The sequence below is a fragment of the Clostridium sardiniense genome (assembly GCF_016907995.1).
GTDB lineage: Bacteria > Bacillota > Clostridia > Clostridiales > Clostridiaceae > Clostridium > Clostridium sardiniense.
In genome coordinates, this window is record NZ_JAFBDA010000005.1 from 1 (window position 1) to 20,726 (window position 20,726).

Below are 20,726 nucleotides of genomic sequence, written 5' to 3' on the forward strand. Positions count from 1 at the left end.
ATTATTTTCTTCTTTTAATTTTGATATTTCAACTTCTTTACTCTTTATATTATTTATAAAATTAGAAATATCAGACTTTAATTTATTTCTATCTTCTTTAATCTCATTAAGTTCTTTTAATAATGCTTCCCGATCATCCTTTAATCTATTTATTGCACTGTCTTTACTCTCTTTAAGATTAATGTTTTCTTCTTTTAATCTTGTTATATTACTCTTTAATTCCTCAATAGTTTTAAAAAGAGTCCCTTTTTCATTTTCTATATTATTTTTTATACTTACTAAATTCTTAATCTCATTATCTGATTTATATAATTCATCTGTAATATTTACAGCTGCAAGTACTGATGCTTGTGATATACTAAGCATAGGGTTTTTACCTAATATTTCTTTTATTCTCTCATCTACATATGAAGCAATATCTCTTAAATAATCTTCACTCTCTTTTCCCTTTAGGTTATAATCCACACCATTTATGTTAACTGTAATTCTTATCATACTACTCCACCTCTTAAAATATAATAATTCCTCTTATACTAATTATATTGGATATTTAAGGATTGCACAATTATGTAAAGTGAAAAGGTAATTAATTTTTAATAATTTTTATGATATAAAAAGGGTTAGTCACAAAATGTGATTAACCCTTTTAATTTTCGTCATTTTATTAATTATATTAAGACATTTTTCTATCTTAATATTGCTCCTAGTTTATGCTCAAGAGCTCTTAATATTTTATCATGAACCTTATTTACTTCTTTATCAGTTAAAGTTTTTGATTCATTTCTATAAACTATAGCATAAGCAATACTCTTTTTACCTTCTTCAACTTGCTCACCTCTATATATATCGAAAAGCTCTACCTTTTCAACTATATTTCCGCCAGCTTTTCTTATTGTATCCTCAATATCTTGAACTAATATTGCTTCTTCAACTAAAAGAGCAATATCTCTTGTAACTGCTGGGAATTTAGGTAATACTTTATACTTTCTTTCAAGTTCAGCATTATCATATATAGCATCTAAATTTATTTCTGCTACAAAACATGGAACTTCTATTCCAAAGTTTTCATTAACATCAGGGTGCACTTCTCCAAATACTCCTGCTTCTGTCTTTCTTCCAACAATAAGTTTTGCAGTTTTTCCTGGATGGAAGCTTGGATTTTCAGATTCTCTTAAGAACTTAACTCCTTTAACCCCTAAACCATCAATTAAATTTTCAACTATTCCCTTTAGATTTAAATAATCAACTTCTCCATAAATACCAACAGTTAGTATATTCTTTTCTATTGGAAGTTCTGTAGGATCTTCTGAAGGAATATATACTTTACCTATTTCAAAAAGATATGCTTCGCTATTATTTCTTGAATAGTTTCTCGCAAGTGATTCCATCATTGAAGCTAAAGTAGTTGTTCGCATTACACTATAATCTTCTCCTAAAGGATTCTTTATAGTAACTACACGTCTTAAATCACTATCTTCTGGTAAAACTATTTTGTCAAAAGCTTTTGGAGATATGAATGAGTAACTAATAGATTGATTTAATCCACTTGCTGTCATTATCTCAACAACTTTATCATCCAATATTTCTTTTCTATATTTTGGCTCTCTCTCTGTTTGAACCTTAAATATAGTACCTTCAATATTATTATATCCGTATATTCTTGCAACTTCTTCAGCTATATCTTCCTTAATTGCAATATCTATTCTAAATGTTGGGATAGTTATATCTAAATTATCCCCATTTATTTCAGTATTTAAATCTACTGAGTTTAAACATCTTTTCATTTCTTCTTTTGATATGTTTGTTCCTAGGAATTTATTAATCCACTTTGAATCAACTGATATACTTGAAACTTCTTTAACTTCGTTATATACATCAATTGTTCCTTCCATAACATCTCCACAACCTAATTCACAAACAAGAGCACAAGCTCTATTTAAAGCAAGTTCTGCTAAATTTGGATCAATATCTTTTTCAAATCTTGAGGAACTTTCAGTTCTGATTCCAAGTTTTTTAGAATTTACTCTTATATTAGTTCCTTCAAAATTTGCACATTCAAATATTATTTCAGTTGTATCTTCTTTAACTTCTGAGTTTTGTCCTCCCATTATTCCAGCAAGAGCTACAGGTCTTTCTCCATCTTTAATACATAAAACTGTATCATCTAATTCTCTTTCTGAATCATCTAAAGTTATAAACTTCTCTCCATTTAAAGCTTTTTCAACAACTATAGTGTTTGTTTTAATTTCTCTTTTATCAAATGCATGCATAGGTTCTCCTATTTCAAGCATTACAAAATTAGTTATATCAACTATATTATTTATAGGTCTAACACCAGCTTCTAAAAGTCTATCTTGCATCCACTTAGGTGATGGTCCTATCTTTACATTTTTAACGCCTCTTGCCATATATCTTCTACATAAAGAGTCCTTAACTTCAACTGTTAATTCATCATTTATATTTATATTTGAAGTAGTTTTATACTCCATATTTGGCATCTTATATATTGTTCTAAGAGTTGCAGCTGTTTCTCTTGCCATCCCTACCATACTTAAGCAATCTGGTCTATTTGATGTAATATCAAAATCTAAAGTTTCTTTCTTAAGACCTAAATATTCTTTAATTTCAACACCTAAAGGAGCATCTGATGGAAGAATCATAAGTCCATCAACTTCATCTTCTCCCTTAAGTCCAAGTTCAGCTTCTGAGCAGAACATACCATTAGAAACAATCCCTCTAAGTTTTCCCTTTTTAATTTCTGTTCCATCTGCTAATGTTGATTTGTGAAGGGCAACCGGTACAATATCTCCAACCTTCATGTTTGTTGCAGCAGTTACTATTTGAAGCTCTTCATCTTCTCCAATATCAACAAGACATACATTTAGCTTTTCTGCATCTGGATGTTTTTCAATAGAATTAAACTTACAAGTAACAACTCTATTTATAAGATCTCCTTGAACTATTATTCCTTCTAATGCTGATCCTGTAAGAGTTAATAAATCTCCAAGTTCTGTAGCATTTACATTTATATCAACATAATCATTTAACCAACTATATGGTACTTTCATTTTCTTACCTCCTGTTTTTAAACTAAAATATTTTAGAATTGATCTAAAAATCTCATATCACTTTCGTATAATAATCTTATATCATCTATACCATACTTAAGCATAACCATTCTATCAACACCAAATCCGAATGCAAATCCTGAATATTCTTCTGGATCTATGTTACAATTTCTAAGTACTTGAGGATGAACCATACCGCAACCTAATATTTCAATCCAGCCGCTTCCTTTACATACTTTACATCCTTTACCTCCACAAACAAAGCATGTTGCATCCATTTCTGCTGAAGGTTCTGTAAATGGGAAATGGTGAGGTCTAAATTTAGTTTTAACTTTATTCCCAAACATCTTCTTTGCAAATAATTCTAGTGTTCCTTTAAGATCTGCAAATGTAACACCTTTATCAATTACTAACCCTTCCATTTGATAGAATATAGGTGAATGTGTTGCATCAACATCATCTGATCTATAAACTTTTCCTGGTGAGATCATCTTAATTGGTGGCTTTTGATTTTCCATAGTTCTAACTTGAACTGGAGAAGTTTGAGTTCTTAAAACAAGATTATCATTTATGTAGAATGTATCTTGCTCACTTCTAGCTGGATGATCCTTTGGTATATTTAAAGCTTCAAAGTTATATTTATCAAGTTCTATTTCTGGTCCTTCTTCAATAGTGAATCCCATTGAAACAAATATATCTTTCATACTTTCAAGAGTTAAGTCTAATGGATGTCTCTTTCCTAATCTATTCTTTTTTCCTGGAAGAGAAATATCTATTACCTCATTAGCTAACTTTTCATTTTTTTCTCTATTTTTTATTTCCCTGGAAATTTTTTCTATATCATTTTCTAGAGCAGCCTTTACTTCGTTAACCATCTTACCTACTAAAGGTCTTTCTTCTTTTGATACATCTTTCATACCTCTAAGTATAGTTGTAAGCTCTCCTTTTTTACCAAGGTACTTTACTCTTATTTCTTCAATTTCTGAAGAAGTCTTAGCATTTGTTATTTCTTTTAATGCTACTTCTTGAATATTTTTTAATTGTTCTTGCATATTAAAATTCTCCTTTCTTAACAATTCCAAATTAATTTTACATAAAAAAAACCGCCCCTATAACAAGGGACGGATTATCCGCGTTACCACCCTAATTGGTCTAATACAAAAATAAATAGACCCAACTCGTAAATTTAACGATTTTACCCGCTAACTACTACTTAAATTCATAGTTAGAACTCCCAAGTGAACTTCAATATAACGTTTTTAAAACAGCTTACAGTCTATGGCCATTTCTCCCTAAAAAAACTAATTATACCTACTCTCTTGATCAACGCTTTATTAATTTAAAATTATACTTTAGATTATACATATTATTTTCTAAAATTACAATAGTCTTCTTATTTGTCTAACTCTTTCATAAAGAATTATAGAAGTGGCTACTCCTACATTTAATGATTCCGCTCCTCCTGGCATAGGTATTTTTACCTTTTTATCTGATATATTATAAATTTCATCGGATACTCCGTTACCTTCATTCCCTACTGTTATAACTATCTTACCAGTTAAATCTTCATCAAAAAAGTCATTTTTCCCTTCTAATGAAGTAGCTACTAATGAAAATCCTCTTTCTTTTAAATCATTAATTATACTAAAATCATCGTCTTGTATTATTGGTATATAAAACATAGATCCCATTGTAGATCTTATTGTTTTATCATTATATATATCAACTGTACCTTTTGTTAATATAATCCCATCAATCCCAGCTGCATGTGCCGTTCTTATTATAGTTCCAAGATTACCAGGGTCTTGAACTTTATCACATAGTAGATAAAACTCACCATTTAATAATTTATCATTGCTATCCATTAATACTACTGCAAGAATTCCTTGTGGATTTTCTGTTCCACAAATCTCTAAAAACAAACTTCTATTTAACTTAAATATTTTACCACTATAATTATATTTTTCTATAAGCTCTGTTGTCTTATTCTCTAATTCATCAAAACAAAATATAGTTTCTATATTAGCTCCAGCTTTAAGGGCTTCCTCTACTAATCTAAAACCTTCTATTAAATATTTTTTTTGTTTGTTTCTATTTCTTCTATCTTTTAATTTTTTTGTTTCTTTATATATAGCGTTATCTTTACTTTCTATATAAATCAAATTCTGCACCTCATTAGTTAAATTTAACTATCATACCTTCTAACTTGCTTAAGTCTTCAGCAGAACCTATCGCAACAAATATATCTTTACCTTCAACTATGAAATCTGCTGGAGGAGAAAGGTTTATCTCATCATCTCTCTTTATAGCCATAACGTTAATTCCATATTTACTTCTAAGCTTTAATTCACTTATAGTCTTATTCTGCCATTCTTCCGGTGCTTCTATTTCCATAATACTGTAATCTGGTGATAATTCAATAAAGTCTAAAATACTTTCTGAAACTAAATTATGGGCTACTCTAACTCCCATATCTTTTTCAGGTAATATTACTCTATCTGCACCTATCTTATATAATACTTTTGCATGTAAATCACTATTTCCCTTAGCAATTATATATTTAACACCAAGTTCTTTAACTAAAAGTGTAACCATAACACTAGCCTGTATATTAGATCCAATAGTTACAACTGCAACATCAAAGTTTCTAAGTCCTAAAGTTCTAAGTGCACCCTCATCTGTTGCATCCATTTGAACTGCATGAGTAACTTTATCAGATATATCCTGAATTAAATCCTCATCCTTATCTATAACAAGAACATCATTTCCAAGTCCATAAAGAGTTTCAGCTACTGATGATCCGAATCTTCCAAGACCTATAATTACAAATTGCTTCTTTACCATTTAATTCATCCCCTAACCAATTAAAATCTTTCCTTCTGGATATTTATGTGTCTGTTTTTTCTTATTTCTTAAAAATGCTAAAGCTACAGTCATAGGTCCAACTCTACCACAATACATTGTTATCATTATTATTATTTTTCCTGCTGTGCTTAATCTTTGAGTAACTCCAGTTGTAAGTCCAACTGTACCAAAGGCCGATGTTGCTTCATAAAGTATATTTATAAATGATTCATTTGGATCCGTAATAGATAATAACATAGAGACTCCTATAACAAGAGCCATACCTATTATTAAAAGAGCAAATGATTTATAAACTAACTCTTTTGAAAATCTTCTACCAAAAACTTGTGTATCTTCTCTACCTCTTATAACTGATATAACAGTTAAAATAACTATACCAAATGTTGCTGTCTTAAGTCCACCTGCTGTTGATCCTGGTGATCCACCAATAAACATTAATATTATAGTTAGGAACTTTCCTGAATTCGTCATCCCATCTGTAGATACGCTATTAAATCCAGCAGTTCTTGGTGACGCTGAAGCAAAATAAGAATTAAGCATCTTATCTCCGAATCCCATATTTCCTATAGTTTGAGGGTTATTCATTTCAAATAGATACATTAATATAGTTCCACCAATTAATAGTACCACTGTAATTAATATTACTATCTTTGAATGTACAGATAACTTCCTAAGACCTCTGTAATTATATAATTCAAGCCATACAGTAAAACCAAGTCCACCTATTATAATTAAACTACTTATAGTAAGTAATACTACAGCATTACTTGAATATGCAGTAACTGAGCTAAATCCTCCAAACAAATCAAAACCCGCATTACAGAAAGCTGATATTGAATGGAATATACTAAAATAGATTCCTTTTAGAAATCCAAATTGCGGAATAAATTGCGTAGATAATAAAAGTGCTCCAAAAAATTGCACTGAAAAGGTAAAACCTAAGACATACCTTACCATTCTAACTAATCCTTGAATATTAAATGTATTCATAGCCTCTTGCATAAGTAATCTATCTCTTAGGGTTATCTTTTTGCCCAACAATACCGCTATAAAAGTTGCAAAAGACATAAATCCAAGTCCCCCAACTTCAATAAGAAGCATTATAACTATCTGACCAAATTCATTCCAATGTGTTCCCGTATCCAAAGTTACAAGACCTGTTACACATACAGCCGAAGTTGAAGTAAATAACGCATCTAAAAAATTTGTGCTCTCCCCATTTGCTGATGAAATTGGTAAGCTTAAAAGTATCCCTCCTATAAGGATAACTATTATAAATCCTAGTGCTAATATTTGTACTCCACTTAATCTTAATTTTTTTATTGAAAATTTTTTCATTTAATCACCTCAACGGTTTGTATCTAATGATATCTAATATTTATTATAAACAATCTAATATAAAATATTAGCAACTAAATTTTACTATCTACTTGTTAAAGTATTATTATATCTATATTAACATTCTATAAACATGAAACATTTCCCTTTATTTTTTCTGTATATATAAAGAAAATGCGACCTAAGTCGCATTTTTAAATTAAGCGTTTATATGTTTTTTAGCTACTTCAACTAATTCAGCAAATGCCTTTGGATCATTTATAGCGATCTCTGATAACATTTTTCTGTTTATGTCTATTTCAGCTAACTTCATTCCATTCATGAATCTTGAGTATGAAAGACCATTCATTCTTGTAGCTGCATTTATTCTAGCTATCCATAATCTTCTATAATCTCTTTTCTTTAATCTTCTACCAACATAAGCATTTCTTAATGCTCTGATAACTGATTCATTAGCTGTCTTAAATAACTTGCTCTTTCCACCGTAGTATCCTTTTGCAAGCTTTAATACTTTTTTATGATTCTTACGAGCGTTAACTGCTCTTTTAACTCTTGCCATTTAACAAAACCTCCTGCGTCCAAACTCTTATAGGTATGGTAATAATTTCTTGATTACTTTTTCTTGTGCTACTGATACGTATCCACCTTTTCTAAGTTTTCTCTTAGTCTTTGAACTTTTCTTAGTTAAGATGTGGCTTCTGAAAGCTTTAGCTCTCTTAAGTTTTCCTGTACCTGTCTTTCTAAATCTCTTTGCTGCACCTCTATGTGTCTTCATTTTTGGCATGATAAAATCCTCCTCTCAAAAGTTATGCCTTTTTTGGGCCTAAAATCATAGTCATGTTTCTTCCTTCTCTCTTAGCTGGCTTTTCCATGATACAAACATCATCAAGCTTTCCTAAGAAATTATCAAGAATCTTTTGGGCGATATCGCCTAATTGCATTTCTCTTCCTCTGAATCTTACAGTGACTTTAACTTTATCTCCATCTAATAGGAACTTCCTTGCTTTTTTAGCTTTAATTGCAATATCATTTTCTTCAATAGTAAGACTTACTCTGATTTCTTTGATATTAATAACTTTTTGTTTCTTCTTAGCTTCTTTTTCTTTTTTTGATTGCTCATATATGAACTTACCTAAGTCCATAATTTTGCAAACTGGTGGCTTAGCATTTGGTGATATCATCACTAAATCTAATTCACTCTCTTCTGCCATGTTAAGGGCTTCTTTAGTTGGTAATATACCAAGTTGCTCTCCATCTTTAGAGATTACTCTTATCTCTCTATCTCTAATCTTTTCGTTAATTATATAATTTTTACTAATAGCTTCCACCTCCGGGTTTTAACATTTAAATATACATATAAATAAAGGACGGCATAAAGCCGTCCTGTTTAATCAATAATCAAATTCATTAAATAAACTAAACCTTACTAACAACTTTCCACGAAGCGTTGCAGGTGAGAAACGGCTGTTTCTTCTTTACATGAGTTATTTTACTATTTTTATTTATCTTTGTCAACACTTTTCTTTAGAATTCTACAACAAATTATTAACTTCATATTCATTAACAAATTCTACTCGTTCGCCAAAGACATTTATTATTGTATCAATGAATTCTTTATTTGTACAGTATTTTTTTCTATAAATTTTAATTTTTTTTGGAGCATTAGTTATAAGACCACTTATTATTACATCTTCTATACTTGCATCCACGCCTAATTTACAATCAGTTAACTCATTCATAAACTCATCAAAAAGATCATTATTATTTTCATCTACTACATTATATCCACCATCTTTATGGATTATAATATCAACCCTTTCAACTTTACTATCTTGTATATCTACAAAATACTTTAGTAATTTTATAAATTCTCTGTATTCCTTTTCCACCATATACTTCTCTACTACTTTATCTATAACTCTTTCTATATCATCTCTTAGTTCTCTCATTCTAAATGTTATAAACCCATTTATATTAAGCTCATTCTTTTCTTCTAAGCATTTCTTTATTTTTGAAACTATTTTATTTATCTTATTTTCACAATACACACTAGTTTCATCCTTAATGCCTCTTCGTCTATATAACGTATCCATAATATTTTTTTCAACTTCTAATATTTCATCTTGTTTTAAGAAAAAGTAAGTATCTGTTAAAAACTCAAATAATTCTTTTTCTTTATAGTTTTTAATTACTATTCCATATAATACTTCACTTATATATATTTTAATTTTTTCGAAAACTTCATCACTATAACACTCTTCATCACACATAACTTTTACAAGATGAGTCTTACCTTCAATCTTTTCAACTAAACCTATTACTATTTCTTTATTTTTTAGTAGGGTTTTCAATTCTTGCAACTCTTTTATAAAGTCTAATTCTCCCATATACGCTAACTTCAGTACAAGCATAGATTTCACTCCCTTCTTAGTAATAGTATGTATTAAATGTAACCCACCTATACTACTAATCATTTTGTAAAACTTCCTAGTTTTATTGATTTTTTAGCATATTAGTAGTAATTTAAGTATATATTTATATTTAGGAGGGCATTTATGTATTCTTTTGTTGACTATAGGACAACTGACATTGAAATATTAAACTTAAAAAGACAAGGAGTTCAACCTATAAAGGTGCCAAAGTCCATACTCCTTTATGACGCTATTGATGGACATGTAGATATTCAATTAAATATCTTAGATAAAAAAAGTAAAACAATAATAGTTCATAAAAATATTGAAGAATCTTTTTTAAATAAATTGAAATTTTTTTCAATCAATTTCATTCTTTCTAAAAATTCATTAAATAGTAAATATCCTAATGATATAATTTTAAACGCTTTAATAACTGATAATTTTCTAATGCATAACCTTAAATATACAGATAAAAATATATTAGAAAATTGCACCATGAAAAAGCTACTAAACGTAACTCAAGGATATACAAAATGTTCAGTTTTAAACATTTATGATAAAGCTTTCATAACATCTGATAAAATAATATATAATACTTTAATAGAAGAAAATTATGATGTTCTATTAATTCCACCTGGTGATATTATCCTTGAAGGACTAGATTACGGTTTTATAGGTGGCACAGGTGGCATGATCGGAGATAGTAAAATAGCTTTTTTCGGTAATTTAAAACATTATAAATATGGTTCGCAAGTTATATCATTCTTAAAAAAGCATAATATTAAACCTGTTTATTTATCAGATTCTAAGCTAATAGATAGGGGTAGCATATTAACTCTATAAGCTTCTCTATATAGTACGTTCTCATATTTAAAATGTTTCAATTTTGAATAATAAAAGCTATATTTTTTTTTATTTTATAGCTTTTTTTATTTTTAAATAACCTACTTAATAAAATTTAAATTTTTAGTCCCATTCTCTCTATATTTTTCTAAGAACTCATGCATGCTTGCAATTATATCTAGTTTATCCTCTTTATCTAATCCACCTCTACCTAATCTATCACATAAAAACACTAATGTAATATCATTAACATCTACTGTTTTTGCCATTTTCTCTTCATTTCCAAATGGTAATTTTTTTGTTATATATAAAAAATGCATATGATATTTTATTAAATTTTGAACTTTTTTTATAAAAATTTCATCAGTAAATCCTATACCTTTAAGAAATAAATCGCTTTCATCATAACCTACATTATCATGATTGTAAGAAGTCCATCTTCCTTTTCTAAGCTTAGTAGTTTTTATCTTACCTATATCGTGTAAAAGGGCAGCCCACATAAATGCTCTTTTATCATTTGCATACTCTCTATAATGAGCTGCATTATCCACTACCATCATAGTGTGATTCCATACATTTCCTTCAGGATGATGTTTTTCTGATTGGGGGATATCATATAATTTTTTAAGTTCATTAAGTGGTTCTTCGTTGAGTTTTTCCTCTCTGAATAATTCATTAAAATATTCAGATGGTTTTTTATCATAAAGCAAACTATGTTCAATATCTTTTATTTTTAATTTAGGCATTTAAACTCTACTCCTTTCACCAAAACTATTTTAACCATTTTTATAGAAAAAATGTATATTACTAAAAAATTTTGTAATCTTTTTTTCAAAACCGAATATACTATAACTATAAGGCGCTGTAGCCAAGTGGTAAGGCAGAGGTCTGCAAAACCTTTATTCCCCAGTTCAAATCTGGGTGGCGCCTCCAAACAAAAAAAGATGAGAGCTAATCACAGCTCTCATCTTTTTATCTTTTTTATTTACACTTTTCTAATAACTCACCGATTTCGTCATGAGTTACTTTATATTTCCTATTACAGAAATGACACACTATCTCTTCATCTTTTCCATCATTATAGATATTTCTTAATTCTTCTTCACCAATACTTATTAATGCCTTCTCTATTCTTTCCTTTGAACAATCACATTTATATTGTGGTTCAATGTTATCTAATATTCTAGGTTCCATATCTTCAAACACTTCTTCAATGATTTGTTCTATAGTCATACCTTCATCAATAAGTGTTGTTATTGGCTTCATTTCTTGAAGTCTATATGTTATTATATCGGCTAATAATTCATCTGCATCTGGCATCATTTGAATTATAAATCCTCCCGCAGCTTTTATTGAAAGATCTTTATCAACTAAAACACCAAGTGATACGGCTGACGGAGTTTGTTCTGATACAGTAAAGTAATACGCTAAATCCTCTGCTATTTCTCCTGTATATATAGGAACCTGTCCTACATATGGATCTTTTAATCCCATATCTTTTATTACATAAAGTAATCCATTAATTCCAACCGCTCCACTTACATCAAGCTTTCCATTTTCTTTTAGTGGTAAATCTACGCTTGAATTTCCTATAAATCCTTTAACCGATCCATCTGAATGTCCAGTTACTGTAACTCCTCTAAGTTCTCCACCGCCATCAATCTTTAATGTTATAGCTTCTTTATCTGACTTTAGCTGAACTCCCATAAGTGAGCATGCAGTTAACATTCTTCCAAGTGCTGCTGATGCAACTGGCGTACATTCATGTAATGAAGTTCCTTCATTAACTAAATTTGTAGTGATACCTCCTATAAATCTAACCATTCCATTTTTAGCAGTACCTCTAATAATTTTATCCTTCATAAGTTATCCCTCCATCTCTTTTTTAACTACATATAATATTCTCTCTGAAGAATCTAGTACTTTATTTTCTGAATACCCTTCATATCTTCCTAATATACATAGTCCACATTCTTTTAGTATTCTTTCTATATCTTCCTCTTTATATGCTCTTTCAAAATGTTCTTCTTCAAATCTTTCATAAAGATCACCATCTTTAATGAAGAAAGTTAAAAACATATTTGTTATTTCATCTTCAAATGTATTTTCCCATGAATAAAATACATCCTCAGAATTATAAGTGTATATATTATTACCTAATATAGTAGATAATTTATAATAAGAATTTATATCAAATATAAATATCCCATCATCCTTTAAATGATTGACTACTCCATTAAAATAGTTCCTAAGGTCTTCTTCTTCTAATATATAATTAGTAGAATCTAGTACGCAAGTTATTAAATCAAATTTATGATTCAATGTAAGTTCCGTCATATCCTGACATACTATTCTACTCTTAATTCTTTCTTTTTTAAATTTTTCAAAGGCTTCTCTTAACATGTCCTCTGAAAGATCTACTGCAAATGAGTTTTTAAAATCTTTAGCTACTCTAATAGAAACATTACCTGTTCCACAAGCTAAATCTAAATAATCTATCTTTTCTATATTATATTCATTTGATATATCTCTAACTCTTTGTGCTATTTCATCGTAGTTTATATCTTCGTTTATTAATTCATCATATATTTTAGCAAATTCACCATATGCCATAAAACTCCCCCATTCGCTTTATAAAAACACTACCATTTATATTATAATCAATTCTAGATTTAGTCAAACTAATTACTTACAAATTTATTATTATTAATTATTTTCTTCCTAATATCTCATCGTTTGTTGGTATATGAAGCTTTTTTTTCCTACTTGTCATTATACCACCTATTCTCCCTGTTTCTTCAGCAGTAAGTGCAGACCAGCCACCTTCATCAACCTTATCTCTAAGACCTAATTCTTCTGCAATTTCATATTTTATTTTTTCTCTTAATTTTTCTGCATCTGTAAGCTCTTTGTTTGATTTTAATTTAGATTTTATAATTTTTTTTAAAGGTGTTTTACTCATATCATTCACTCCCATCTTTATTTTTTATTTTATCCATAAAAAAATAAAAAATGTATTATTCTATTAAGGAACTAATATAATTATGTGAAAAGTTTTTTAACACTCTATTTTTTCTTGCTATTTTTTTCATAACTCTTGATATTTCTTTAATAAATCCTTATAGTTATTGTATAAATACAATTATAGAAAAAGTATTGGAGGGATTAATTTGTATAACATTGCAATAGTTGGGGCTACTGGTAATGTAGGCAGAAAAATATTAAGTATATTAGAAGAAAGAAATTTTCCTATAAAAAATCTTTATCTTTTTGCTTCTAAAAGATCAGCAGGTAAAAAAATAAATTCTAAAGGAGTAGAATACGTAGTAGAAGAAACATGCGAAGAAAACATAAAATCTAAAGATTTAGATTTTGCGTTATTTTCAGCAGGTGGAGATACAAGTTTAGAATTCGCTCCTATTTTTGCCAAAAATGGTGCTGTAGTTATAGATAATAGTAGTGCTTGGAGAATGGATCCTAAAGTTCCTTTAGTTGTTCCTGAAGTAAATCCTGAGGATATAAAATGGAATAATGGAATTATAGCTAACCCAAACTGTTCTACAATCCAAGCCATGCCTGTATTAAAAGCTATACATGATAAATATGGTTTAAAGAGAGTTGTATATTCTACTTATCAGGCCGTATCTGGTGCAGGAATGCAAGCAATACAGGATTTAGAAGATGGAATGAAGGGAATGGCACCTAAAAAATTCCCTAAACCAATAGTAGGTAATGTATTACCTCATATAGATGTATTCCTAGAAAATGGATACACTAAAGAAGAAATGAAAATGATAAATGAAACTAGAAAAATTCTTCATCTTGATGATTTAAAAGTAACTGCTACTACTGTAAGAGTTCCTGTATTAAATTCACATAGTGAAAGTATTAATGTAGAACTTTTAAATTCATTTGAGCTTGAAGATGTAGTTAAAGTTTTAGAAGCTGCACCAGGAGTTGTAGTTTATGATGATGTAGACAACCTTAAGTATCCTACTCCTCTTGAAGCATCAGATAAAGATGATATTTTTGTTGGAAGAATAAGAAGAGATTTTAGTATCGATAATGGATTAAACCTTTGGGTTGTTGCTGACAATATTAGAAAAGGTGCTGCATTAAATGCTGTCCAAATTGCTGAATTAATGATTAAGGACAAATAAGAATTGGAGGATTTTTAATATGACAATTTTTGAAGGTTCAGGTGTTGCTATAGTTACACCTTTCACAGAAAACGGAGTTGACTATAATAAATTAAAAGAACTTCTAGAATGGCATGTAAAAGAAGGAACAGATTCTATAGTTATTTGTGGAACAACAGGCGAAGCCACTACAATGTCTTTAGATGAAAAGAAAGAAGTAATAAAATTCACAGTTGATGTTATAAATGGTAGAATACCAGTAATTGCTGGTACTGGTTCAAATAACACTAAAGCTTCAATAGATATGAGTAAATACGCAGAAAGTGTTGGTGCTTCAGCTGTTCTTGTAATTACTCCATACTATAACAAAACAAATCACAAGGGCTTATTAAAGCACTTTGAAGCTATAAACGATGCTATAAATATACCAATAATTCTATATAACGTTCCAAGTAGAACTGGTATGAATATTAAACCATCTACTTTAGAAGAACTTTCAGCACTTAAAAATGTTGTTGCTATTAAAGAAGCTAGTGGAGATTTAAGCCAAGTAGCAAAAATGAAAGCTTTATGCGGAGACTCTATAGATATCTATTCAGGTAATGATGATCAAATCATACCTATTATGTCTCTTGGAGGTATCGGTGTTATATCTGTTCTTGCAAATGTAATACCAAAAGAAGTTCATAACATGACAAGAATGTATTTAGATGGGAAGTGTCATGAAGCTTCAAAGATTCAAATAGATACTTTAGAGCTTGCAAATTCATTATTCTTAGAAACTAACCCTATACCAGTTAAGACTGCTCTTAACTTAATGGGATTAAATGTAGGTCCTTTAAGACTTCCATTATATGAAATGGATAAAACTCTAAAAAACAGTCTTGAAGATACATTAAAAAAATATAAATTAATGTAATTTAAGGAGATACTTATATGATTAAAGTAATATTAAATGGTTGCTCAGGTAAAATGGGAACTGTTATAACAAATATATCAAAAGATTTTAACGATCTTGAAATAGTTGCTGGTATAGATAGATTTCCTAAAAAGGATTTACCATATAAAGTGTTTGAAAAGCCTATAGATGTAAATATAGAGTATGATGTACTACTTGATTTTTCTAGAGCTGATGCTTTAAATGGTTTATTAGAATTAACAGAGAAAACTAAAAAACCACTTGTAATATGCTCAACTGGTTTTTCAGATGAAGATTTAAAGCTTATAGATGAAAAGAGCAAAACTCTTCCTCTATTTAGATCTGCAAACATGTCGCTTGGAATTAATTTGATAAATTCATTATTAAAGAAAGTAGCACCTCTTCTATATGGAAATTATGATATAGAAATCATAGAAAAGCATCATAATCAAAAAGTAGATGCTCCAAGTGGAACTGCTCTTCTTTTAGCTGATACTATAAGAGATTCTTTAAAAGAAGATACTAAATATGTATATGGCAGAGAAGGTTCACACAAACGTGAAAAAGAAGAAATAGGAATTCATGCAGTTCGTGGCGGATCAATCGTTGGTGATCATGATGTGATATTTGCAGGTACAGGTGAAGTTATTGAATTAACTCATAAAGCAATATCAAGAGAAGTATTTGCAGTAGGAGCATTAAAAGCATGTGAATATATGGGTAAGATTACTAAACCTGGACTATATAACATGGATGACGTAATTGGATTATAAATATATTAAAAGATGGTAGAATTTTTCTACCATCTTTTTTTAATTTAATATTTTTCCCATATAATATTCATCTAAATACACTCCATCTTTTAAAAAAGCTTTCATTTTTATTCCCTCTATTTTAAATCCCATATTCTTATATAATTTAACTCCTGCTTTATTATTACATATAACTGTAAGTTCAAGTCTAACTATCTCATTTTCTCTTGCCCATATAAATAATTCTCTAAATAATTTAGTCCCTATACCCTTTCCTCTAAATCCAGATCTTATACCAATAACATTATAAGCTGTATGTCTTATTCTTTTATATTGCCCTCTAAAACAAGTTAAATATCCAATAAGTTTTCCATCCACTATTGCACCTATTGCAACCCCTTCACTTTCTGGCGAAGATAAAATATTTTCTACCTGCTTTTCCGTTATATTTCTTTCCCCTTCTTCAAATAGCATAAACTCACTTTCATGGTCTAAAGCATAAAATAGATTGTATAGTTCTCTAGTATATCTTTTATCTAATCTTATAATTCTCATATAACTCTCCCCCCTCTCCCATATATATTTTAATAATATATATAATGATTTATGCAATAAAAAGCTAAAGAAGATATCTTCTTTAGCTTTTTATTTTTAACTAATGTGCTTCTATATATGCTTTATCAAAGTAAACTTGACCAAGAGTTGAAGCTCTAAATCCTTTAACATATGATTGTACACCATATACTTTAGTATAATCATATATAGGCATAATTGGCATTTCTTCTAATAAAATTTCTTCCGCCTTCTTCATGTATTCAAATCTCTTCTTATTATCTGATTCTATTTTAGCTTTCTTAATTAGCTCATCATACTCCTTATTTGAGAAGTGAGCATCATTGTTACCCCAGCTATTTTTGTCATCTGCATTTCCGCTTACCCACATGTCTAAGAATGTCATAGGATCTGTATAGTCAGCTGACCAACCATGTCTAGCTATTTGATAATCACCATTTTGTCTTGTATTTAAGAATACTGCCCATTCTTGATTTGTAAGTTTAACATTAACGCCAATAGCTTTCCAGTTTTGTTCAATAACTTCCATTATAGCCTTATGTCCACCTTCTGAATTATACATTAATTCTAATTGTGGAAGTCCTTTTCCATCTTCATACCCAGCTTCCTTTAATAATTTTTTAGCTTCTGCAATATTATCTTCAAGCTTTAAAGGATCGAATTTATTATTTTTAAATTCTTTTCCATCCGGATCTTTAACACCTGATGGAACAAAGCTAGCAGATGGTACTTGTTCTGCTTTAGTTACATCTTTAACTATTGTTTCTCTATCTATTGCTAATGAAAGCGCTTGTCTTACCTTCTTATTACCAAGAGCTTTTTGAACTTCTTTATCTAATTTATCTGAATTATTTCCTACATTAGCACATACAAAATATGTTCCTAAGTTAGGGAATACTTGTACAAGTCCCTTTTCTTTTCCATCTTCAATTCTTTCAACTGGAACATTTGAAATCATATCAAAATTCCCTGATTCTAATGATGCATAAGAACTTGTTTCATCAGTAGCCATCTTATAAACTAATTGTTCAAGCTTTATATCATCCTTATTCCAATAATTTTCATTCTTTTCAAAAGTATAAGAATCTTTCATTTGATAATCTGTTAATTTGAATGGTCCATTTGAAATATAAGTTTCTGGTTTAAGACTCCACTTATCTCCATTTGCTTCAACTACATCCTTTCTAACAGGCATATAAGTTGGGAATGCCATAAGTTCTATAAAATATGGAGTTGGAGCATTTAATGTAACCTCTAAAGTCTTATCATCAACAACTTTAATTCCTAAATCTTTCTCTTCAGCTTTTCCATTATAATATTCCTCTGCATTCTTTATATACCAGAATTGATATACATACTCTGCTGCTGTCTTTTTATTTAATACTCTTTTCCAAGCATACTCAAAATCTTTTGCAGTTACAGGCTGTCCATCTGACCATTTAGCATCATCTCTCAATGTAAATGTGTAAGTTAACCCATCATCAGATATCTTCCACTCTTTTGCTACTCCAGGAATTGCTTTATCATTTTCATCTAGTCTAACTAGACCTTCAAAAGCATTTCCAATAACTGTTGATCCATCAACTGCTGTGTTAAGAGCTGGATCTATAGTTTCTACAACGGCCCCAATATTATACGTAAGTTTTTGCTCTGCTGAAGATCCACCTTTATCTGATCCCCCACACCCAACGAAAACTGATGCACTTAGTGAAATTGCTAATGCAACAGCACAAAGTTTTTTAATTTTACTTAATTTCATTTTTTATCCCCCTTTTATATAGTTATAATAAATTATCAGTTTGATAATGAATTATTCTTCATTGAATAAATGACAAGCTACAAAATGATCCTTTTCAATTTCCCTTAGTATAGGATCTTCATTGCTACAAATATCCTTAGAATATTTGCATCTACCTTTAAATCTACATCCTGGTTCAGGATCTATAGGAGATGAAATATCTCCATCTAAAACTATTCTTTTATTTGCTTTTGCTATATCTGGATCTGGTATAGGAACTGCTGATAAAAGTGCTTTAGTATATGGATGTTTTGGTTTTAAATAAACATCATCACTAGGTCCTTTTTCAACCATTTGTCCTAAATACATTACCCCAATATGTGTTGATATATGCTTAACCATTGATAAATCATGAGCTATAAAAAGATAAGTTAATCCAAGTTCATCTTGTAAATCCTCTAACATATTAATTACCTGTGCTTGGATTGAAACATCGAGAGCAGAAATTGGTTCATCACAAACTATAAAATCTGGTTCAACTGCAAGTGCTCTTGCGATTCCAATTCTTTGTCTTTGACCTCCTGAAAATTCATGTGCATATCTATTTATATGACTTCCATTTAATCCAACTTTATCAAGCAAATATCTTATTCTATTTTCTCTCTCCGCGCCTTTATATAATCCGTGAATATCTATTGCTTCCCCAATAATATCGCCAACAGTCATTCTTGGATTTAAAGATGCATATGGATCTTGAAATATCATTTGCATCTTCCTTCTTAAAGGAATCATTTCCTTTTCAGATTTTCCTGTTATATCTTCACCATTAAAAATTATATTTCCACTAGTTGGCTCATATAATTTTAATATACTTCTACCAGTTGTAGTTTTACCACACCCTGATTCTCCAACAAGACCTAAAGTTTCTCCTTTTTTTATACTAAAAGAAACATTGTCAACAGCCTTTACATAACTCTTCTTTTCAAATATCCCTTTTTTAACTGGGAAGTACTTGCAAAGATTATTAACTTCTAAAATTACATCTTTATGCTTTTCCATATTAGCCTTCCCTCCCTATAGATGTTTTAACCTCTGGCGCATTTTCATGACATAGCCAACAAGCAGCTTCATGTCCATTGTCAACCTTAAATAATGGTGGCTGATTTTCCATACATATTTTCATTGTATAATCACACCTATCAGCAAAAGGACATCCAGTAGGTGGTTTTAAAAGATCTGGGGGCTGACCATCTATTGGTATAAGTTTCTCTTTAAGTTCACTAAGTGGATTTGGAACACTTCTAAGCAATCCCCAAGTATAAGGATGTTTTCCTCTATAGAAAATATCCTCTGCAGTTCCAGACTCCACAATTATTCCGCCATACATAACATTTATTCTTGAACAAAGATCTGCTACAACACCAAGATCATGAGTTATTAGTATAATTGATGTGTTTAGCTTTTCTTTTAAGCTTTTCATAAGATCAAGTATTTGTGCTTGAATTGTAACATCAAGTGCTGTTGTTGGCTCGTCTGCAATGATTAAATTTGGTTCACAAATTAAACTTATAGCTATCATAGCTCTTTGTCTCATACCACCTGAAAATTCATGTGGATATTGCTTCATTCTACTTTCTGGACTTGGTATTCCAACTAAATCTAGCATCTCTATTCCTTTTTCCCAAGCTTCTTTTTTAGAAATTCCCTTATGCTTCATAAGATGTTCTGTTAATTGGTTACCTATTGTATATAATGGATTTAAAGATGTCATAGGATCTTGGAATATCATTCCCATTTTTTCTCCTCTTATCTTCTCCATTTCTCTTTCTCCATAATTACTTATGTCATTTCCATCAAATATTATTTCATCACTTTGTATATTTGCATTTTCTGATAATAATTTCATTATCGACATCATTGTAACTGATTTTCCACATCCTGATTCTCCAACAATTCCAAGTGCTTCTCCTTTATCTACATAAAACGAAACTCCTCTTACCGCCTGTACATCACCTAAATGTGTATCAAAGGAGGTTCTTAAATTTTTTACTTCTAATAATTTACTCATACTTTTAAA

General features: G+C 29.7%; 22 protein-coding genes, 1 tRNA gene and 1 other annotated feature. Of the genes, 5 read left to right on the plus strand and 18 right to left on the minus strand.

Features of this window, described 5'->3' with window-relative positions; genetic code table 11:
* The 10 genes from JOC62_RS05595 to ytxC form a co-directional block, all read right to left on the minus strand.
* Positions 1-495 (minus strand): cell division protein ZapA (locus JOC62_RS05595; RefSeq protein ID WP_204594241.1); only part of this gene is annotated, 495 nt, incomplete at its 3' end.
* Between the two features lie 191 nt (positions 496-686).
* On the minus strand, positions 687-3,068 hold the full coding sequence (pheT, locus tag JOC62_RS05600; protein WP_204594242.1) for a phenylalanine--tRNA ligase subunit beta: 2,382 nt from the start codon (positions 3,066-3,068) through the stop codon (positions 687-689).
* Positions 3,069-3,100: 32 nt separating this feature from the next.
* Positions 3,101-4,120: a phenylalanine--tRNA ligase subunit alpha gene (gene pheS, locus JOC62_RS05605; protein WP_204594243.1), complete on the minus strand. Its 1,020-nt coding sequence runs from the start codon at positions 4,118-4,120 to the stop codon at positions 3,101-3,103.
* Positions 4,121-4,182: 62 nt separating this feature from the next.
* Positions 4,183-4,404, minus strand: a binding site (T-box leader).
* 43 nt (positions 4,405-4,447) lie between these two features.
* Entirely contained in the window at positions 4,448-5,230 is a 783-nt protein-coding gene (locus JOC62_RS05610) for a TrmH family RNA methyltransferase (protein WP_204594244.1), read from the minus strand.
* A 13-nt stretch (positions 5,231-5,243) separates the two neighbouring features.
* Positions 5,244-5,912: a potassium channel family protein gene (locus tag JOC62_RS05615; protein ID WP_204594245.1), complete on the minus strand. Its 669-nt coding sequence runs from the start codon at positions 5,910-5,912 to the stop codon at positions 5,244-5,246.
* 12 nt (positions 5,913-5,924) lie between these two features.
* Entirely contained in the window at positions 5,925-7,271 is a 1,347-nt protein-coding gene (locus JOC62_RS05620; RefSeq protein WP_204594246.1) for a TrkH family potassium uptake protein, read from the minus strand.
* Positions 7,272-7,470: 199 nt separating this feature from the next.
* Positions 7,471-7,830 carry a 50S ribosomal protein L20 gene (rplT, locus tag JOC62_RS05625; protein ID WP_204594247.1) on the minus strand — a complete coding sequence of 120 codons (360 nt, stop codon included), beginning with the start codon at positions 7,828-7,830 and terminating at the stop codon, positions 7,471-7,473.
* Between the two features lie 27 nt (positions 7,831-7,857).
* Positions 7,858-8,055 carry a 50S ribosomal protein L35 gene (gene rpmI / locus JOC62_RS05630; RefSeq protein ID WP_024614980.1) on the minus strand — a complete coding sequence of 66 codons (198 nt, stop codon included), beginning with the start codon at positions 8,053-8,055 and terminating at the stop codon, positions 7,858-7,860.
* A 22-nt stretch (positions 8,056-8,077) separates the two neighbouring features.
* A complete protein-coding gene (infC, locus tag JOC62_RS05635; protein ID WP_204594248.1) occupies positions 8,078-8,599 on the minus strand; it encodes a translation initiation factor IF-3 in 522 nt (173 codons plus the stop codon).
* A gap of 204 nt (positions 8,600-8,803) precedes the next feature.
* Positions 8,804-9,682, minus strand: a complete 879-nt coding sequence (gene ytxC, locus JOC62_RS05640; RefSeq protein WP_204594249.1) for a putative sporulation protein YtxC — start codon at positions 9,680-9,682, stop codon at positions 8,804-8,806.
* A gap of 144 nt (positions 9,683-9,826) precedes the next feature.
* On the opposite strand from ytxC, the gene JOC62_RS05645 reads away from it, so the two are divergent.
* Positions 9,827-10,528 (plus strand): DUF6873 family GME fold protein, encoded by a 702-nt coding sequence (locus JOC62_RS05645; RefSeq protein WP_204594250.1) that lies wholly within the window; start codon positions 9,827-9,829, stop codon positions 10,526-10,528.
* A gap of 101 nt (positions 10,529-10,629) precedes the next feature.
* Here JOC62_RS05645 and JOC62_RS05650 read toward each other — a convergent pair whose 3' ends face one another.
* Positions 10,630-11,274, minus strand: coding sequence for an HD domain-containing protein (locus tag JOC62_RS05650; RefSeq protein WP_204594251.1), 645 nt, complete (start codon positions 11,272-11,274; stop codon positions 10,630-10,632).
* Between the two features lie 112 nt (positions 11,275-11,386).
* Between JOC62_RS05650 and JOC62_RS05655 the strand changes: the two genes are divergently transcribed.
* Positions 11,387-11,461, plus strand: a tRNA-Cys gene (locus JOC62_RS05655).
* A gap of 48 nt (positions 11,462-11,509) precedes the next feature.
* On the opposite strand, the gene hslO is transcribed toward JOC62_RS05655, so the two are convergent.
* The 3 genes from hslO to JOC62_RS05670 all read right to left on the minus strand — a co-directional run bounded on the left by hslO (position 11,510) and on the right by JOC62_RS05670 (position 13,490).
* Positions 11,510-12,391: an Hsp33 family molecular chaperone HslO gene (gene hslO / locus JOC62_RS05660; RefSeq protein ID WP_204594252.1), complete on the minus strand. Its 882-nt coding sequence runs from the start codon at positions 12,389-12,391 to the stop codon at positions 11,510-11,512.
* Positions 12,392-12,394: 3 nt separating this feature from the next.
* Entirely contained in the window at positions 12,395-13,141 is a 747-nt protein-coding gene (locus JOC62_RS05665) for a class I SAM-dependent DNA methyltransferase (RefSeq protein ID WP_204594253.1), read from the minus strand.
* Positions 13,142-13,238: 97 nt separating this feature from the next.
* A complete protein-coding gene (locus JOC62_RS05670) occupies positions 13,239-13,490 on the minus strand; it encodes an alpha/beta-type small acid-soluble spore protein (protein ID WP_204594254.1) in 252 nt (83 codons plus the stop codon).
* Positions 13,491-13,698: 208 nt separating this feature from the next.
* Here JOC62_RS05670 and JOC62_RS05675 point away from each other — a divergent pair, with 208 nt between their 5' ends.
* Genes JOC62_RS05675 through dapB form a run of 3 tightly spaced genes read left to right on the plus strand, consistent with a single transcriptional unit; the run spans position 13,699 to position 16,359 of the window.
* Positions 13,699-14,688: an aspartate-semialdehyde dehydrogenase gene (locus JOC62_RS05675; RefSeq protein ID WP_204594255.1), complete on the plus strand. Its 990-nt coding sequence runs from the start codon at positions 13,699-13,701 to the stop codon at positions 14,686-14,688.
* A 19-nt stretch (positions 14,689-14,707) separates the two neighbouring features.
* The gene (dapA, locus tag JOC62_RS05680; RefSeq protein ID WP_204594256.1) at positions 14,708-15,586 is read left to right on the plus strand and encodes a 4-hydroxy-tetrahydrodipicolinate synthase; all 879 of its coding nucleotides are present in this window, start codon (positions 14,708-14,710) and stop codon (positions 15,584-15,586) included.
* A gap of 17 nt (positions 15,587-15,603) precedes the next feature.
* On the plus strand, positions 15,604-16,359 hold the full coding sequence (dapB, locus tag JOC62_RS05685) for a 4-hydroxy-tetrahydrodipicolinate reductase (RefSeq protein ID WP_204594257.1): 756 nt from the start codon (positions 15,604-15,606) through the stop codon (positions 16,357-16,359).
* A gap of 39 nt (positions 16,360-16,398) precedes the next feature.
* Here the strand turns inward: dapB and JOC62_RS05690 are convergent, their stop codons facing one another.
* The 4 genes from JOC62_RS05690 to JOC62_RS05705 all read right to left on the minus strand — a co-directional run bounded on the left by JOC62_RS05690 (position 16,399) and on the right by JOC62_RS05705 (position 20,717).
* A complete protein-coding gene (locus tag JOC62_RS05690) occupies positions 16,399-16,893 on the minus strand; it encodes a GNAT family N-acetyltransferase (RefSeq protein ID WP_204594258.1) in 495 nt (164 codons plus the stop codon).
* Between the two features lie 100 nt (positions 16,894-16,993).
* Complete coding sequence (locus JOC62_RS05695; RefSeq protein WP_204594259.1) at positions 16,994-18,670, minus strand: peptide ABC transporter substrate-binding protein; 1,677 nt, start codon at positions 18,668-18,670, stop codon at positions 16,994-16,996.
* A 51-nt stretch (positions 18,671-18,721) separates the two neighbouring features.
* The gene (locus JOC62_RS05700) at positions 18,722-19,708 is read right to left on the minus strand and encodes an ABC transporter ATP-binding protein (protein ID WP_204594260.1); all 987 of its coding nucleotides are present in this window, start codon (positions 19,706-19,708) and stop codon (positions 18,722-18,724) included.
* A 1-nt stretch (position 19,709) separates the two neighbouring features.
* Positions 19,710-20,717 carry an ABC transporter ATP-binding protein gene (locus tag JOC62_RS05705; RefSeq protein ID WP_204594261.1) on the minus strand — a complete coding sequence of 336 codons (1,008 nt, stop codon included), beginning with the start codon at positions 20,715-20,717 and terminating at the stop codon, positions 19,710-19,712.
* Positions 20,718-20,726 lie beyond the last annotated feature (9 nt).

Bases quoted from the DNA above. Each gene is read 5' to 3' on its own strand.
- pheT (WP_204594242.1), bottom strand. From the start codon at position 3,068: ATGAAAGTACCATATAGTTGGTTAAATGATTATGTTGATATAAATGTA.
- pheS (WP_204594243.1), bottom strand. From the start codon at position 4,120: ATGCAAGAACAATTAAAAAATATTCAAGAAGTAGCATTAAAAGAAATA.
- JOC62_RS05615 (WP_204594245.1), bottom strand. From the start codon at position 5,912: ATGGTAAAGAAGCAATTTGTAATTATAGGTCTTGGAAGATTCGGATCA.
- JOC62_RS05620 (WP_204594246.1), bottom strand. From the start codon at position 7,271: ATGAAAAAATTTTCAATAAAAAAATTAAGATTAAGTGGAGTACAAATA.
- rplT (WP_204594247.1), bottom strand. From the start codon at position 7,830: ATGGCAAGAGTTAAAAGAGCAGTTAACGCTCGTAAGAATCATAAAAAA.
- rpmI (WP_024614980.1), bottom strand. From the start codon at position 8,055: ATGCCAAAAATGAAGACACATAGAGGTGCAGCAAAGAGATTTAGAAAG.
- ytxC (WP_204594249.1), bottom strand. From the start codon at position 9,682: ATGCTTGTACTGAAGTTAGCGTATATGGGAGAATTAGACTTTATAAAA.
- JOC62_RS05645 (WP_204594250.1), top strand. From the start codon at position 9,827: ATGTATTCTTTTGTTGACTATAGGACAACTGACATTGAAATATTAAAC.
- JOC62_RS05650 (WP_204594251.1), bottom strand. From the start codon at position 11,274: ATGCCTAAATTAAAAATAAAAGATATTGAACATAGTTTGCTTTATGAT.
- hslO (WP_204594252.1), bottom strand. From the start codon at position 12,391: ATGAAGGATAAAATTATTAGAGGTACTGCTAAAAATGGAATGGTTAGA.
- JOC62_RS05665 (WP_204594253.1), bottom strand. From the start codon at position 13,141: ATGGCATATGGTGAATTTGCTAAAATATATGATGAATTAATAAACGAA.
- JOC62_RS05670 (WP_204594254.1), bottom strand. From the start codon at position 13,490: ATGAGTAAAACACCTTTAAAAAAAATTATAAAATCTAAATTAAAATCA.
- dapA (WP_204594256.1), top strand. From the start codon at position 14,708: ATGACAATTTTTGAAGGTTCAGGTGTTGCTATAGTTACACCTTTCACA.
- dapB (WP_204594257.1), top strand. From the start codon at position 15,604: ATGATTAAAGTAATATTAAATGGTTGCTCAGGTAAAATGGGAACTGTT.
- JOC62_RS05690 (WP_204594258.1), bottom strand. From the start codon at position 16,893: ATGAGAATTATAAGATTAGATAAAAGATATACTAGAGAACTATACAAT.
- JOC62_RS05695 (WP_204594259.1), bottom strand. From the start codon at position 18,670: ATGAAATTAAGTAAAATTAAAAAACTTTGTGCTGTTGCATTAGCAATT.
- JOC62_RS05700 (WP_204594260.1), bottom strand. From the start codon at position 19,708: ATGGAAAAGCATAAAGATGTAATTTTAGAAGTTAATAATCTTTGCAAG.
- JOC62_RS05705 (WP_204594261.1), bottom strand. From the start codon at position 20,717: ATGAGTAAATTATTAGAAGTAAAAAATTTAAGAACCTCCTTTGATACA.